Raw genomic sequence first — 16,150 nt, forward strand, 5'->3', positions numbered from 1 at the left:
AGTCACGACTTGCTGCTTAATGACTGAATGGCGATCGCAATTGACTTTGGCACTAGCAACACCGTAATCGCTCGCTGGAATCAAGCCTCCCAGCAGCCAGAAACCTTGAGATTACCAGGTTTATCTCTGATCTCCGCGCCAAATCCGCCCCTAATTCCCAGTTTGCTCTATGCTGAGGACGCGGCTCAGGGTAAAGTGGTACTGGGTCAACAAGTGCGCGATCGCGGCCTCGACTTAAATGCAGACCCCCGATTTTTCCGTAACTTCAAACGCGGAATAGGCACTCCTATCCAAGGTTTTTTGCCAGAATTAGACGGTCAAATTGTCACTTTTGAACAAGTTGGTCAATGGTTTCTTAACCACATTGTCGGCTCAATTCGTGAATTGCCATTACCTGTAGATTCTGTAGTTTTTACCGTCCCGGTAGATAGTTTTGAAGCTTACCGCAACTGGCTAGGTAAAGTAAGTCAATCTTTACAAGTAGAACAAGTGCGGATGTTAGATGAACCCACCGCCGCCGCTTTGGGTTACGGTTTGGCAGATAGGGAAATTCTGCTAGTAATAGACTTTGGTGGTGGCACTCTCGACCTTTCTTTAGTTAGATTAGATAATTCTGAAGGTAAAAAACCTCTAGGCTTCATTCTTAAATGGGGCGAAAAACTCCTCGCTGAATCTTCAGGACAAAAGCTAAAAACCGCCCGTGTTTTAGCTAAAGCTGGGCAAAACTTAGGCGGTTCTGATATTGATAACTGGCTGGTAGATTATTTTGCCCAGTCGCAAGGATTGGCGAAATCTCCTTTAACAACTCGTTTGGCAGAACGCTTAAAAATTCAGTTGTCCCTGCAATCGAAGGCCACAGAAGTTTATTTCAATGACGAAACTTTTGATAGTTACGAACTAGAATTAGAGCGCGATCGCTTCGAGAATATCCTTGCCGAACATCAGTTTTTTGATAACCTGGACGAGTGCATGAATCAAGTATTGCAGCAAGCGCGTCGTCAAGGCATAGAAACGGCAGACATTGATGCAGTTTTATTAGTTGGTGGGACAGTCCAAATTCCAGCAGTTCAAACTTGGGTAGAGAAGTATTTTAACTCAACAAAAATTAGGTGCCAGAAGCCATTTGAAGCGATCGCGCACGGTGCTTTGCAACTAAGTCAAGGCGTAGAAGTGAAAGATTTTCTCTATCACAGCTATGGTATTCGCTATTGGAACCGCCGCGACAATTGTCACAGTTGGCATCCTTTGATTAAATCCGGCCAAGCTTATCCGATGAGCGAACCAATAGAATTAGTATTAGGCGCATCTATCGAAAGTCAGCCCAGTATTGAATTAATTGTAGGGGAATTGGGAGCGGAAACTGGCGGCACAGAGGTTTATTTTGATGGCGATCGCTTGGTAACTCGTCAGTTATCTGGGAGGACATCTGTACAAGCACTTAACGATCGGGAGGGCGCACGCAGTATTGCTCAGTTAAATCCGCCTGGGTATCCGGGAAGCGATCGCATTAAAATCCTATTTCGAGTGGACAACCAGCGATTTTTGCGAATGACAGTAGAAGACTTGTTAACAACCCAAACCCTATTAGAAGATAAACCTGTTGTACAGCTAAGTTAGACTAATTGGTAATTGGTAATTGGTAATTGGTAATTGGTAATTGCTAATTGCTAATTGCTAATTGCTAATTGCTAACAACTAACAACTAACAACCAACAACTAACAACTAAGATTTATGTACTACCACAGGCGTGCCTACATCAGCCCATTCAAATAGCCATTTAGCATGATCAACTGCAACATTTGTGCAGCCGTGAGTCACGGGATTGCCAAACAAATTATGCCAATCAGCCCCGTGAATTGCATTACCACCGTCGTAATACATTGTATAAGGAACATTGGGTAAATCATAGTCATCCCCAGTCATCCGGGTAGTTACGTACTTAGTTTGAATAGCAAAAGTTCCAACGCGGGTAGGAGTTGATGATTTACCTGTAGAAACAATAACTGCATAAACTGCTTTATTACCTTCCCAAGCTACCAATCGCTGCCGGGATAAGTCAATTTCAATCCATCGTTGATTGGATTGTTGTAACTGCATAATTCTATAAGCAATTTTGTTGTGTGCCTCGTTTGCCGTTGCCGGAGTTGACGCGCCACACAAAGCGGAAATGCTCAAAGCACTACAAGCACACAAAGTTACAGCGCGACGCAACCAAATTGAGCTAATAATGTTTTTCATTCTTCACACCTCTGAGGTTTGGAAAACTAGATAATTTCAGGGTTTCCCATTTACATAATATAGCTAAAGATTTTATCCTGATCGCAGGCAACTTATCTGTTATAGCATTCTTGCCTAATCTTTACCCTTCAGGTTAAATTCTTTACAAGATTACGAGCCAACTGTGCGATCGCGTCCCAATCTCCAGTTTCTACTAGCTGTTGAGGAAACAAATCCCCTGCCAAACCCACCGCGATCGCGCCTGCTTCGATAAATATTTTAGCATTTTCCAGAGTAACACCTCCAGTAGGAATTAGGGGAATATTACCCAGTGGCCCTTGCAAACTTTTAATGTAGCTAGCACCTCCTGTTGCTGAGATGGGAAAAACCTTAACACAGCTAGCGCCAGCTTGCCAGGCGCTAACTATTTCCGTAGGCGAGAAAGCACCAGGAATTATTGGTATACCTGCATTAACTGCGGCTTCAATCATAGCTAAATCGGTGTGGGGAGTAAAGAGAAATTGAGCGCCACACTCAACAGCTCGCTCTAGCTGCTCTAAGTTTAAGAGCGTACCAGTACCAATTGTAAACTCTGGCAATTCCGAGCGCAATTGGGAAATTAGCTCAGGTGCGCGATCGCTGTTCCAGGTAATTTCAATTAACTGAATTCCTCCCTTTGCTATAGCTTTAGCCATCAGCGCTCCCAGTTCCATTTTTGGGGAACGTATGACCGCGATCGCGCGGTGTTTTTGCAGTAGTTTTAACCAATATCGATCGTTCATGCTAATTTATTATAATATACATATTCACTATCAAAATTGTGGAAGTTGGTCATCGCCGGGAAATTTACGAAAGATGAATGAGTGCGATCGCGTCTTGCTTCTCTCTTTAAAAGCTATCCCCGCACTCAATTACTTATTTAAGCTACTCTCAGTGTAACAGCCTCTCGGCATTACCGTTCTCTACAAAAAAAGGTAAACTGGTATAGTCGTGTATGCTGTGGGTATCACCCCCCTGCGGCAGATTTTCGTGGAGGCTTAATGAATAATTTTGATGCAGCTACTCCTCTCAAGTCCCAAGGAGTTAGTCGCTTATTAACGCAGTTTCTTTGGGCTAACCTATCGTTAGCCATCATTTCCCTAATTTTCTCTTTGCTTAAAGTAATAGCACCGACTATTTCTGAGGCGCTTCAAGGTCTGCAAGAGATTTTGCTATTTGTTGCACTTTTTATAGGCTTGGTTGCGTTAGTGCTTTGGCTAGTATGGCTATATCGTCTGCACGTCGATCTCAAGGTTCTCTTCAAGGATTATCCCATCACGCCAGGAGGAGCCCTTGCAAGATTTTTGATCCCCATATACAGCTTTTGGGGAATTTGGAATACACTATCAACATTTGGCAATACATTTAAGCAGGAAGGAGGGGAATTGGTAAAGTGGGCCGAGCAGCTAGATCCGCTAATTGGAGGGTTTTACGCTTTAACTATTGGCTCAAATATATTGAACCGGGAAATGTCAAGAATGCAAAGACAGAATTCAGAAATAGAGCCTTTATGGTTCTTAGTTAGTGATATAGTCAGCGTGTTTTTATCTGTCGTGGTACTGCAAATGGTAAAAGTTATGAAAAGTGCCATTGCTGAAAAAGCCAGACAACCGCAAATTACACCCTCTCCATAATGGCTAATGGCTAATGGCTAATTGCTAATTGCTAATGGCTAATGGCTAATTGCTAATTGCTAATTGCTATAGCAACCGCCAAGACGGTTAGGACATTTTGAATAGCTGAAACCATTGATTCTATTCCCTTCTTCCCCTAGCCCCTAGTCCCTAGCCCCTAGCCCCTAGCTATTTACTTCGTCTCCATCCAATTTTGCCCCGCATGAATATCAACCACTAGCGGTACACTTAACTCTACAGCATTTTCCATTGTATTCTTAATTTTATGCTGCAATTCTTCCCACTCATCGGGCGGTACTTCCAACACTAATTCATCATGAACTTGTAATAGTAAACGCGCCTGACGATCCTTCAAGATATCATGCAGTTTCACCATTGCCACCTTAATAATATCAGCACTGGAGCCCTGAATTGGAGCATTAGCAGCAGCTCGTAAAAGTTGTGCGTCATTCTGACCTATATTTTTGAGAGTAGCCAGGTTAATGTCTTGAACATCAGAGTCTTTCAGTTTGCGGACACTTTCGCCCTCGAATTTGAAATAGCGGCGACGGCCTAGAATTGTTGAGACGTAACCTTGCGCGATCGCATCCTTCTTGACCCTATTCAAATACTCAAAAACCCTAGAATACCGCTGATTAAACCTCTCAATAAACAGCTTAGCTTGCGTCGGACTCACCCCTTCCACAGACCGTGCAAATCTCTGCGCCCCCATTCCATAAATTACGCCAAAATTAATCGTTTTGCCCAACCTGCGCTCGTCCGGCGTTACTGTTTCCTTTTCAAATAAGAGTTTAGCAGTCACAGTATGCACGTCCTGATTCGTTTTGTAAGCTTCAACTAACACAGGTTCTTGAGTTAAATGAGCCAAAATTCTTAACTCAATTTGAGAATAGTCAGCAGACACCATCAGCCAGCCTTCTTTAGGCAAAAATGCCTTGCGAATTTGTCGAGAAAATTCAGTGCGGATGGGAATATTCTGCAAATTTGGATTAGAAGAAGATAGCCTCCCCGTCCCCGTAGCGGCCTGATTAAAATCTGTATGCACCCGTCCAGTATCAGGACGCACTAACTGCGGGAGTGCATCCACATAAGTTGACTTTAACTTTGATAAAGTGCGATGCTCCAAAATAGTTTTGACTACCTCGTGATCGTCTTGCAACTTTTCCAAAACAGCAGCATCAGTAGAATAGCCGCTTTGAATTCTTCGGGATTTTTTGATATCTAGTTTTAGAGTTTCAAACAACAGTTTGCTTAACTGTTTTGGCGAACTCAAACTAAATTCTTCCCCAGCGACTTCGTAGGCTGTCTGCTCAATTAATTGTAATTTATTTTCTAGCTCCTGTGATAGTTCGTTGAGATACTCTGTGTTAATGCGAATACCCTTATATTCCATCTGAGCTAAAACAGGTTCTAGAGGCTGTTCTACTTTTATTAACAACTGTTCTAAAGACGCTGTAAGCGGCTTTTCTGCATCAAGTTCTTCTAGTTTTTCGCGAAGTTTACTTACTAGCTGGAACGTTGTATAGACATCCATACCGCAGTAGTTAGCAACAATCGGAATGGCTAAATCTGCAATTGTTTGCTCTTTAGAGACTAAATCTTTATAACTTTTTGCAGTTAACTTGGGATCTTCCAAGTATTCCTTACACAGAGCAGTAAGGTTGTGACTGCCTTCGGGATCGATGACATAACTAGCTAACATCGTGTCAAATACTACGCCAGCTAATTTGATTCCCTGACAACGCAGAATTAAGCGGTCAAATTTAGCATTCTGCAAGGCTTTAGGATAATTATTGTCTTCTAAAATTGGACGCAATGCTTCTAAAACTATGGCTTTATCTAAATTTTGACCAGTTTTATGTCCTGTAGGAATGTAAGCTAAATCTGCTTCCCCAGTTCCCCAACAACAGCCAATTCCTACTAATTCAGCGTCTCGCGGTTCTAAGGCTGTAGTTTCAGTATCCCACGCAACAGGTGTGGCTGAATCGGTGAAAGTTCGCAATAGTTGCACTAATTCGGTTAGCTGTTCAGGAGTATGAATAATCCTCGGTTTAATGGGCAAAATTGCCTGCTGTTGAGCCTCTCTGGTATCCTCTAAGTTCCAAAACCAGCTTGCATCATCTTCATTGTTTGATAAAGAGCGATCGCTATTTTCTTTACTAACTCTATCTTCACTAATTTCAGTCTTGATTGTGGTGCGATTGTCCTGATCTACCTCTTCTATTTTCCGACTGGAAGCCTCCTCTCCACTCTGTTCTACACCGCCAAATCGCTTCTGAAGTTGCTTGACTTTATTTAAAAATGTCTTAAACTCTAATTTTTCTAAAACTGGTATTAAAGCTGCCTCGTCAAAACCAGCAAGCTTGCATTCTTCTAACTCAATTTCCAAGGGTACATCACATATAATCTTAGCAAGATGCTGGGAATGATAGGCCTCGGTTTTTCCGTCTTCCAGCTTTTTCCGCACAGCTCCTTTAACCTGATCTAAAGAAGCATAAATCCGATCGAGAGAGTTGTAAGTTGTCAACAACTGCACAGCGGTTTTTTCGCCAATCCCTCTCACTCCAGGGATGTTATCAGAGGCATCGCCGCACAGAGCTTTATAATCAACTACTTGATCGGGTCTAATTCCCAGTTTTTCAATTACTTGTTCTGGGCCGTATTCTTGACCTCTTCCTGTACCACCGCGCCCGAAAGAGTCTCTACCGAGACGTAAAACGCTGATATTTGCGTCTGTATTAACAAGCTGAAATAGATCCTGGTCGCCTGTAAGAATTTTAACGCAGAAACCTGCTAAACTCGCTCTTTGTGCTAAGGTTCCTAAGACATCATCGGCTTCATAACCAGGAGCAGTTACTATTGACAAATGGAAGTAACTTAATAGTTCTTGAAGATTTTTGAGGTCAATAATAAAATCTTCGGGAGTTTCAGTTCTGTCTGCTTTGTAGGTATCGTCAGCTTCGTGGCGAAACGTAGGCAAACCGAGGTCAAAAGCGATAGCCATATACTCCGGTTCCTCTGCCGCCATCACCTCTAAGAGCGACTTGAGGAAACCAAAAGATGCACTCGTGGGAATACCTGTGGAAGTCCGCAACCCCCCATCTCGACTTTTGGCAAAGGCGTAGTAGGAGCGAAAAGCCAAGGAGTGGCCGTCAACTAGGACGAAAGTAGGAATTTGATTTGCCAACACAGAAATAGACACCAATAGCGCGAGACAATAGTTCTATTCTAACGAATTATAGCAGCAGGAAGATGGAAGAAGGAAAATACAGGAAAAATCAATGGTTTTAGGAGTTGACAAGCTTTGTTTCGCCTTGAGGATTGCTATATCTCGCCCTATGGCAATTAAAAATTAATGAAGGGGGTATGGAAACTCTAATTAAGTAGAGGCCGGCAGGATTTAGTTATCTTCTACACTAGGCAAACATTGCCCTTTTTTTAACAATTCTTCAAATTCTTTATTGGTAAGGGCTTTACTAAAAAAATAACCTTGCATCTCATCACATTCATATTGATAAAGGAAATCTAGTTCTGCCTGGGTTTCCACACCCTCAGCAATCACTTTCATATTCAAACTGTGTGCCATTTGAATAATCGCTTTAGTAATTGCGGCATTCTTGGGATCGTTTGTGATATTGCAGATAAAACTGCGGTCAATCTTAATAATATCAAATGGAAAACGTTTAGGATAGCTTAAAGAGGAATATCCCGTGCCAAAATCATCAACCGCTATTTTAATTCCAAGGGTACGCCATTCAGTCATAGCCTTAGTAGCAGCCGATTCATTTTGAATTACTAGACTTTCTGTTACTTCCAGTTCTAAATACTTAGGATCTAGTCCTGTTTCTTTTAATATCTGCCTTACTCTTTCAGCAATATTTTTCTGATTGAACTGACGACCTGACAAGTTGACTGCTATCCGCAAGGGGGAAAAATCTGATTCTTGCCAAATTTTAGTTTGCTTGCAAGCAGTTTGCAGCACCCATTCACCCAGTGGAATAATCAAACCCATTTCTTCAGCAAGGGCGATAAATTCATCGGGGTAAACTAAACCTCGTTCTGGATGATTCCAGCGTAATAGGGCTTCAGCACCAACAATCTTACCTGTCTTAAGTTCGACTTGAGGCTGATAGTAAACTTCAAACTCTGAGCATTTAAGGGCATTCCGCAGGCTGGTTTCCTGAATGATTTGGTTGATAGATACTATCGATGATTTTGAAGTATAAAACTGATAACTATTTCCGCCCTGCTGCTGAGCATAATACATGGCTGCATAAGCATTCTTCAACAATTCGTCTCCCTTAGTGCCGTCACCGGGATAGAAAGCGATGCCGATACTGGCAGTGACATAAACTTCATAGCCATCAACAACGATGGGATCGGAGATCATATCTAAAATGGTTTGAGCGACATTGCCAGTATCTTCTTTTTCTTCAATTAGCGGCATGATAATCGCAAATTCAGCAGCTTCTAAACGGGCAACCATATTAAAGTTAGGATTGCAGTTAGTGAGCCTTTGACTAATAATACGGAGTACGGAGTCACCGATAGAATGCCCTAATGTACCGTTGATTTTGTTGATCCGATCCACGCTGAGAGATACAATCGGAATTAGAGTCTGAAAAGCTTTTTGTTTTTCTAATATCTGATTAAGCCGCTCTCGCAACAACGAGCGATTAGGTAAATTTGTTAAATAGTCATACTGATGCCGATGCAGAGCAATTTGGATAGCTGAATGCAAGTTTTTTTCTTCAAATGGTTTGACAACATAGCCGAATGGTTTTGTCGCATTGACCCGTTGTAAAGTGTTATCATCGGCATAAGCTGTTAAATAAACAACTGGTATTTGGAAGCGCGATCTGATTTCTTCTGCTGCTGTTATGCCGTCCATTTTTCCTTGCAGATGAATATCCATTAACACCAAATCAGGCTGCATATCATCGGCTGCTTGAATGGCTTCTTCTCCAGAAAATACTATAGCGCTAATGCTATACCCTAGAACTTTTAAACTATCTGCAATGTCCTCGGCGATGATGCTTTCATCTTCAACGATGAGGATCTTAGCTCTTGACATTAGTTTCACTCCCCTGCTGTAAGTTTTGCATTGTAAATGTAATTGCTATCGCAGTTCCTTTACTGCTATTTAGTTCAATAGTCCCTCTGAGTTGATTAACTAAAGAACACACTAATCTCAGTCCTAATGAGCAGGAATTGCGGAAATCCAAGTTAGCTGGAAATCCAATGCCGTTATCCCGAACGGTCAGCATAAATTGCTGATTTGTGACTGAGCATTCTATATAAACTTCTCCTTTTTGCCGATCGATAAATCCATATTTAAGAGAATTGGAAACCAATTCGTTGATAATTAATCCACAGTGAACTGCTGTGTCAATATTGAGATAAACTACCTCGATATTCATCCTTAATTTAACTCCCTTTTCATTTACTTCATAAGCCTGAAATAAATTATTTGCTAGGTTATGGATGTATTCAGCAAAGTTAATCTTTGATAAGTCTTGGGATTGATATAATTGCTCGTGAACGAGAGCCATTGACCGAACGCGATTTTGGCTTTCTTTTAACATTTCAATTGTACGTCGATCCTGAATGTATCGCGATTGAAGTCTGAGCAGACTAGAAATAACCTGGAGATTGTTTTTAACGCGATGGTGAATTTCTTTAAGCAGGACTTCTTTCTCTGCTAAGGATGCCTTAATTCCCTCTTCACTTCGCTTTCGCTCGGTAATATCGCGCACTACTGCTTGCAGCACTTTTTTGCCGTCGATTTCCATTGCAGAGAGTAAGACTTCTCCGGGAAATTCTGAACCATCAATGCGTTGGTGTAGCCAATCAAATCGGTTGCTACCTGTCTCCATAGCTACAGCAATGTGTTGTTTTACTAAACTTTCTGAATCTTCTCCTCCTGGCTGAAATCGGGTCGAAAAGTCTTTGGGTTGCTTCCCACACAAATCCTCTTTGATAGTACAGCCAAATATTTTTAGGGTGGCGCGGTTGCAGTCAAAGAAACCTTGTTCGTCAAGGAGCATTACTGCGTCGTTGGTGGCTTCGTATAAGCTGCGAAATTTGCGTTCTGACTCTTGGATAGAGGCAATTAATTGGGTCTTTTGTGCTTCTACTCGCTTGCGCTCTAGGGCGTTGACGAACATTTCGCCGACAATTCGCAGTAAGGTAATGACATCTTCTGACCAAGCTTTTTCTAATTGCACGGCATCTAAGCCTAAGAATCCCACCAGGGAGCCGCGATGAGTCATTGGCATCACGATCAGAGATTGGATGGACTGCGATCGCATAATGGCTTTGGTAGTCCGCTGCGATCGCGGCAATTTGGCGACACTGGGAATATTAATAGTTTCGCGCTGGCGGATTTGCTCTTGCCACCAGTGCAGAGCTTCCACTGCTATGCCTTGACGTTGGCGAATTTGCGGGGCAATGTTAGGAGCGCACCATTCGTGACTATTGTTGAGCTTAGTGCCGTTGTCATCGAGCAAAAAGACGTAACTGCGATCGACACCGCTAAAAGTTGCGATTGTTTCCAGCGCTCGGTTAATACCGCTATCAATTTCTTCTGGTCTTAAGTTGATAAAATGAGTAGAAAGAGTCGCGATCAATTGCTCAAATTCAACTCGATATCGCAGCGCTTTCTCTGCTTGTAGATGTTCCACAATTTCTACTACTAACTGATCGTTAGACTCCTTTAAAGCTGCTGTCCGCTCATCGACTCTAAACTCTAGCTCTATCTTTGCTTCTTGCAGGGCTGCTTCAGATTTATGACGCAGCGTAATGTCAGTAGAAACACCGATTACTCCCAAAACTTGACCATCTCGATCCCGTATCGGAGTTGCTTGACTTTCGTATACTAAATCCCCCATTTCTGCAATCCAACTGTGCTCGTTGCCTGCACGTACAAAGGCGATGCTTTCCAAAATATTTGGATGGTTGCAATATAAATCAAAAATTGACTGACCGACGAGTTGATCGGGCTGAAGGTCTGAATTTTCTAGCCCTTTGCCATCAAAAAGTGTGAATATGCCCTCACCATCCAATGCCCAGAGGACAATTGGCGCTTTGGAAATGACTGCGTGCAGGTGTACTTGGCTTTCTTGGAGAGCATCATTGGTCTTTTTTAGTTGCTCTCTCTCGCGCTCTAGTTGCTGGCGGGCACTGTTTAATTCGCCAGTCAATTGCTCTACCTTATGCTGCAAGGTGGCAGCGATGCCAGATATTTCTGTGGGAGCAAGGGTGCGACAAAAGGATGGGTTGGGGTGTAGCATGGTTAATTTGCGATGCACTCTTACTATGAGTACAGCCTCTATTTTAAAGATAAGCTTTGCAAGTAAAGTATTAAAGTTAGCTGCGACACTTATTCTTGACAAAAAAAATGCCTCTGGGAACAAAGGCAGACGATCGTCAATGTCGCATTTATGTAAATGTACTTACGTATAAAAACGGAGACAGCCTTGGCAAATTCAGCTTTAATAGTATTTTCACTCGTATTTCCACAGATCCCACTTACTCAACCGTTTAAAATTTCGAGCTTGTGTTTTATTTTTTTAAGATAAATTACGCTCTGATTAAATGTATAAAGGTTTGTATTTAAGGAGAAGTAAACTCAAGATAGTGTTAGAGTTGAAGTGGTAATGGAGAGGAATTACCAATTATCAATTACAATTACCAATTATTAAAATGAATTTTTGCAGCGATAATGTTACGGGAGTTTCTCCAGAAATAATGGCAGCGATCGCAGCCGCCAATGACGGGGCTACTATGCCCTACGGAAATGACGAATGCACGCAGAATTTGCAAGGCAAATTTTCCGAACTATTTGAGACACCCGTCACAGTTTTTCCCGTAGCGACAGGCTCCGCCGCCAATGCTCTCGCTCTCTCTGTTATTTCTCCTCCTTATGGAGCAATTTATTGCCATGCCGAATCTCATATCAACGTCGATGAATGCGGCGCACCAGAATTTTATACTGGTGGTGCAAAGCTAGTAACACTAACAGGAAATAATGCCAAAATTGATGCTGCTAACTTAGCAGCAATACTCGATCGAGCCGGTGCAGGATTTGTTCATCATGTACAACCTGCTGCTGTCAGCATTACTCAGGCAACAGAAGCCGGAACTATTTACAATCCTGATGAAATTTCCCAAATTGCTGAAGTAACTCACGCTTACAATTTACAATTGCACATGGATGGAGCGCGGTTTGCAAATGCTGTCGCCAGTCTCGGTTGTTCTCCTGCCGATATTACTTGGCGGGCTGGCGTTGATGTACTTTCATTTGGAGCTACTAAAAATGGCGCAATGGCAGCAGAAGCAGTAGTATTTTTTAATCACAAATTGGTGCGAGATTTCCAATATCGCCGCAAGCGCAGCGGTCATCTTTTCTCAAAAATGCGGTTTCTATCAGTACAGCTAGAAGCATATATTAAAGATAAGTTGTGGTTAAGAAATGCAGCGAAAGCTAACGAAATGGCAGCCCAATTAGTAGAAGGAATCGCGGGTATTTCTGGGGTGAAGCTTGCCTATCCAGTAGAAGCAAATGAAATTTTTATTGAACTTCCAGAACCAGTAATTAAAGCGCTTTTATCCGAAGGATTCGAGTTTTATCGTTGGCATCGTGAAGATGCGAATATTGTCCGACTTGTCACCGCTTTCAATACGCAGGAAAAAGATATTATTGCTTTCATAAAAACTGTCAAAAACTTTGCACAATAACTCGAGCAGTTGTTTTATGCTTTGGGAGCATACAGTTTTGAGTAAGTTCTGATAATGCTATAGTATAAAATAAATAATATCATTGTGAGCTAAGCTCGATCGCAGTTGCGAGGGTACGAAGCTTTTTCCTTATCCCTGCGATTGCTTCACTTCATTTCTGTTTACTTCGTGCCTCTGCTAACGATCTGAACTCCAAATACAGTCCTCGATTGACAAATTGTGGTTGTTATGCACCTGTTTATGAAATAAATAATTAACAATTAATAATTAACAATTATTATAGATGAAAAAAATCCCTGTTTTTACTATTTGCATTTTCTCTTTAGTTTGCGGTTCCCAAACCCCAAAAGCCTTGGCAATTACTCCTGAAACATTTGCTAAAGCAGAGGTAAGGCAAACGCCAGCTTTAAATAGAGTGGCGGCCTTAGAAAAACAGGCACAGCAACTTTATGAAACGGGACAGTTTGCAGATGCGATCGCGGTATTACAGCGCTTAGTTACCGATTATACCGCCCAAGGCAATCAATTAGGTCAGGCAAGGGCTTTAAGAAATCTGGCACTCGTCTATCATCATGCTGGAGAAAGAACTAAAGCAACGGCTGCAATTACAGACAGTTTCAACCAACTAAATCAAATAGAAAATACCGCTGAGAGGACAAAAATTTTCGCTCAAATACTAGAAGTAAAAGGACAATTAGAATTATCTGCTGGCAATTCCGAACAAGCCCTAGAAACCTGGAAAAAAGCCGCAGAAACATACAAAGAAATCGGCGATGCTACAGGAGTTACTAGGAACCAGATTAACCAAGCTCAATCACTACAGGTATTAGGGCTATATAGTCAAGCTCTCAAAATGCTAAAGACTGTGAAAGAAACACTGAAAAACCAACCAGATACGCTACTGAAAGCCAGAGGATTTCAGAGCTTAGGCGATGCGTTGCGGATAGTGGGAGATTTGAATCAATCTCAGGAAGTTTTACAGCAAAGTTTAGCAATAGCTGAAAAATTAGAATCTCCCGAAGCCTTGACAGCCGCTATGATTAGCTTGGGTAATACATTTAGAGTACAGCAAAAACCGGAAGCAGCTTTAGATTTTTATCAGCGGGCAGTGAAAGCATCTCCTACACCTTTACAGACAATTGAAGCGCAACTAAACCAACTGAGCCTTTTATTAGAGCAAAAGCAATGGTCAGAAGCCAAAATTTTATCACCTAAAATCGAGTTTTTACTTGCCAAATTACCTGCTAGCAGGACAGCAGTTTATGCTATAATTAATTTAGCTCACAGCTTAATTAGGATTGAACAGCAAGGCGAAGAACAGCAGCAGATCGCCAATTATCAAGAGCCTGCTCAATTATTAGCAATGGCAGTAAAACTAGCTCAAAGCTTAAAAGATAGAAGAGCAGAAGCTAATGCTCTGGGAAATTTGGGCAAGCTTTACGAACAGAATCAACAATGGGCTGACGCGAGAAAATTAACTGAAAAAGCACTACTTTTAGCGCAAGCGGTGAATGCTGCGGATATTGCCTACCAGTGGCAGTGGCAATTAGGAAGAATTATGAAAGTTCAAGGAGAGCGAGAAGGCGCAATTACTGCTTATTTCTCCGCAGTAAAAACCCTCCAGTCTCTTCGTAGCGATTTAGTTAGTATTAGCTCAGATGTACAGTTTTCATTTACAGAAAGTGTAGAGCCAGTCTATCGAGAGCTAGTAGGTTTGCTGTTGCAACCGCCTCTTAATTCTTCACAAAGTCATGGAGTTGTAGATCAATTAGCATTAATTCAAGCGAGGCAAATAATAGAAGCATTACAAGTAGCTGAACTTGACAACTTCTTTCGAGATGCCTGTTTAGATATCAGACCAGTTCAAATCGACCAAATCGATCCAAAAGCAGCAGTTTTTTATCCGATTATTTTGCGGGATCGCCTAGAAGTAATTGTCAAACTTCCAAACAAACCTCTACTTCACTACACTACCTTTGTATCTGAAGAGCGAGTAGAAGAAATACTCATAAAACTGCGGGAAGGACTAACAAGAAGCTTAATCCGGGGGGTCTTAAAAATCTTATTGGAACCGTCGCAACAAGCTTATGACTGGTTAATCCGTCCCATCGAAACTGACTTAGCAGCGAGTGGCGTACAAACTTTAGTATTTGTCTTAGATGGTTCTCTGCGGAGTATTCCGATGGCCGCTCTTTACGATGGCAAGCAATATTTAGCTCAAAAATATAGCATTGCAATAGCTCCTGGTTTACAACTGGTAGACGCTAAACCTTTAGCAAGAAATAGCCTCAAAATTCTCACTGGTGGCTTAAGCGAATCTCGCCAAGGGTTTGATGCACTTCCTGGCGTTGAGACTGAATTGCAACGGATCGCGGCAGAAGTTCCCAGTACAATTCTGCTAAATGAATCTTTCACCGAAGCCAACTTAAAAGCAAAAATTAATTCGTTTCCTTTCCCAGTAGTTCACTTAGCAACTCACGGCGAATTCAGTTCTAAAGCTGAAAATACATTTATTCTTGCTTGGGACGAGCGAATTAACGCTAAGGAATTAGATAGTTTGCTAAGGGGAAATACAAGGACGGCCCGCCCTATTGAATTGCTAGTGCTGAGTGCTTGCAGAACTGCTGTTGGAGATAAGCGGGCGGCTTTGGGATTAGCGGGGGTAGCTGTGCGGGCGGGAGCTCGGAGTACGATGGCATCTTTGTGGTATGTGAGCGATGAAGCGACTGCTTTACTGATGACTAAATTTTATGAAGAATTAGCCAAGAAAGAAGTGACAAAAGCTGAAGCTCTCCGCCGTGCTCAGCAGGCGATTTTCCAGGATAAAAGATTTTCTCATCCTTATTTCTGGGCAGCTTTTGTTTTAGTTGGTAATTGGTTGTAATTTGTAATTTGTAATTTGTAATTTGTTAGTTGTTAGTTGTTAGGACTTGCTTAGGTGTTAGAGCTTACTTAGGGATAACTTGTCATTGCGAGCGTAGCGAAGCAATCGCAAGGCTTTGGGATTGCTTCGGGCAATATCCCGCAACTGCGCTTCGCTTGGCTCGCAATGACTATTTTTTTCAAAATTAATTGTTTTGATTGAGATACTTAACACCCCATTCGTGCATGGCATCGATGATTGGTTTGAGACTTTCTCCCAAAGGTGTTAACGAATATTCGACTTTTGGAGGAACCTGCAAGTATATTTCGCGATGGACAATACCATGCGATTCCATCTCCCGCAGTTGTTGTGTCAACATTTTTTGAGTGATTCCTTTTAAGGCGCGTTGTAGCTCATTAAAACGCTTCACCCCTTGAAATAACTCGCGCAGAATTAAGACCTTCCAGCGCCCACCAATCACGTCTAACGTTCTTTCTACAATACAACTGGCTCTCTCGGTATCTGTGTTGGTTTGCATAGTATCTTTTTGGGTACTACCTTACTTTAAAGTGCATACTTCCCATTATGGCTTTACTTAGTTTAAAGTATAAATATGCAAAAAGCACAGAAATAACAAATCTGTTGCCATTCCTGAGA

The 16,150-nt window shown here is 42.0% G+C and carries 11 protein-coding genes; 5 read left to right on the forward strand and 6 right to left on the reverse strand.

The window, feature by feature from the left end; translation table 11 throughout:
* The first annotated feature begins 27 nt into the window (after positions 1–27).
* Positions 28–1,617 carry an Hsp70 family protein gene (locus OSCI_RS24415; RefSeq protein ID WP_007357867.1) on the forward strand — a complete coding sequence of 530 codons (1,590 nt, stop codon included), beginning with the start codon at positions 28–30 and terminating at the stop codon, positions 1,615–1,617.
* A 106-nt stretch (positions 1,618–1,723) separates the two neighbouring features.
* On the opposite strand, the gene OSCI_RS24420 is transcribed toward OSCI_RS24415, so the two are convergent.
* On the reverse strand, positions 1,724–2,239 hold the full coding sequence (locus tag OSCI_RS24420) for a L,D-transpeptidase (protein ID WP_007357868.1): 516 nt from the start codon (positions 2,237–2,239) through the stop codon (positions 1,724–1,726).
* A gap of 128 nt (positions 2,240–2,367) precedes the next feature.
* The gene (locus OSCI_RS24425; protein WP_007357870.1) at positions 2,368–3,000 is read right to left on the reverse strand and encodes a bifunctional 4-hydroxy-2-oxoglutarate aldolase/2-dehydro-3-deoxy-phosphogluconate aldolase; all 633 of its coding nucleotides are present in this window, start codon (positions 2,998–3,000) and stop codon (positions 2,368–2,370) included.
* A 258-nt stretch (positions 3,001–3,258) separates the two neighbouring features.
* Between OSCI_RS24425 and OSCI_RS24430 the strand changes: the two genes are divergently transcribed.
* Positions 3,259–3,891, forward strand: a complete 633-nt coding sequence (locus tag OSCI_RS24430) for a DUF4328 domain-containing protein (RefSeq protein WP_007357871.1) — start codon at positions 3,259–3,261, stop codon at positions 3,889–3,891.
* 172 nt (positions 3,892–4,063) lie between these two features.
* Here the strand turns inward: OSCI_RS24430 and polA are convergent, their stop codons facing one another.
* From polA to OSCI_RS24445, 3 genes are all read right to left on the reverse strand, one after another.
* Positions 4,064–7,093, reverse strand: a complete 3,030-nt coding sequence (gene polA / locus OSCI_RS24435) for a DNA polymerase I (protein WP_007357872.1) — start codon at positions 7,091–7,093, stop codon at positions 4,064–4,066.
* Positions 7,094–7,291: 198 nt separating this feature from the next.
* Positions 7,292–8,965 carry a putative bifunctional diguanylate cyclase/phosphodiesterase gene (locus OSCI_RS24440; protein ID WP_007357873.1) on the reverse strand — a complete coding sequence of 558 codons (1,674 nt, stop codon included), beginning with the start codon at positions 8,963–8,965 and terminating at the stop codon, positions 7,292–7,294.
* Entirely contained in the window at positions 8,952–11,183 is a 2,232-nt protein-coding gene (locus OSCI_RS24445; RefSeq protein ID WP_007357874.1) for a histidine kinase dimerization/phosphoacceptor domain -containing protein, read from the reverse strand. The genes OSCI_RS24440 and OSCI_RS24445 overlap by 14 nt, the downstream gene beginning before the upstream one ends.
* Positions 11,184–11,290: 107 nt before the next feature.
* On the opposite strand from OSCI_RS24445, the gene OSCI_RS30385 reads away from it, so the two are divergent.
* The 3 genes from OSCI_RS30385 to OSCI_RS24455 all read left to right on the forward strand — a co-directional run bounded on the left by OSCI_RS30385 (position 11,291) and on the right by OSCI_RS24455 (position 15,514).
* On the forward strand, positions 11,291–11,437 hold the full coding sequence (locus tag OSCI_RS30385) for a hypothetical protein (RefSeq protein ID WP_155523403.1): 147 nt from the start codon (positions 11,291–11,293) through the stop codon (positions 11,435–11,437).
* Between the two features lie 158 nt (positions 11,438–11,595).
* On the forward strand, positions 11,596–12,630 hold the full coding sequence (locus OSCI_RS24450; protein WP_007357875.1) for a threonine aldolase family protein: 1,035 nt from the start codon (positions 11,596–11,598) through the stop codon (positions 12,628–12,630).
* 283 nt (positions 12,631–12,913) lie between these two features.
* A complete protein-coding gene (locus OSCI_RS24455; protein WP_007357876.1) occupies positions 12,914–15,514 on the forward strand; it encodes a CHAT domain-containing protein in 2,601 nt (866 codons plus the stop codon).
* A gap of 184 nt (positions 15,515–15,698) precedes the next feature.
* Here OSCI_RS24455 and OSCI_RS24460 read toward each other — a convergent pair whose 3' ends face one another.
* Complete coding sequence (locus OSCI_RS24460) at positions 15,699–16,031, reverse strand: winged helix-turn-helix transcriptional regulator (protein WP_007357877.1); 333 nt, start codon at positions 16,029–16,031, stop codon at positions 15,699–15,701.
* Positions 16,032–16,150 lie beyond the last annotated feature (119 nt).

Origin of the sequence: Kamptonema sp. PCC 6506 (assembly GCF_000180455.1) — a bacterium.
Taxonomy (GTDB): domain Bacteria; phylum Cyanobacteriota; class Cyanobacteriia; order Cyanobacteriales; family Microcoleaceae; genus Kamptonema; species Kamptonema formosum.

What these genes read in the sequence shown, in the direction of transcription:
- OSCI_RS24415 (WP_007357867.1), top strand. Translation starts at nt 28, where the DNA reads ATGGCGATCGCAATTGACTTTGGCACTAGCAACACCGTAATCGCTCGC.
- OSCI_RS24420 (WP_007357868.1), bottom strand. Translation starts at nt 2,239, where the DNA reads ATGAAAAACATTATTAGCTCAATTTGGTTGCGTCGCGCTGTAACTTTG.
- OSCI_RS24425 (WP_007357870.1), bottom strand. Translation starts at nt 3,000, where the DNA reads ATGAACGATCGATATTGGTTAAAACTACTGCAAAAACACCGCGCGATC.
- OSCI_RS24430 (WP_007357871.1), top strand. Translation starts at nt 3,259, where the DNA reads ATGAATAATTTTGATGCAGCTACTCCTCTCAAGTCCCAAGGAGTTAGT.
- OSCI_RS24440 (WP_007357873.1), bottom strand. Translation starts at nt 8,965, where the DNA reads ATGTCAAGAGCTAAGATCCTCATCGTTGAAGATGAAAGCATCATCGCC.
- OSCI_RS24445 (WP_007357874.1), bottom strand. Translation starts at nt 11,183, where the DNA reads ATGCTACACCCCAACCCATCCTTTTGTCGCACCCTTGCTCCCACAGAA.
- OSCI_RS30385 (WP_155523403.1), top strand. Translation starts at nt 11,291, where the DNA reads ATGCCTCTGGGAACAAAGGCAGACGATCGTCAATGTCGCATTTATGTA.
- OSCI_RS24450 (WP_007357875.1), top strand. Translation starts at nt 11,596, where the DNA reads ATGAATTTTTGCAGCGATAATGTTACGGGAGTTTCTCCAGAAATAATG.
- OSCI_RS24455 (WP_007357876.1), top strand. Translation starts at nt 12,914, where the DNA reads ATGAAAAAAATCCCTGTTTTTACTATTTGCATTTTCTCTTTAGTTTGC.
- OSCI_RS24460 (WP_007357877.1), bottom strand. Translation starts at nt 16,031, where the DNA reads ATGCAAACCAACACAGATACCGAGAGAGCCAGTTGTATTGTAGAAAGA.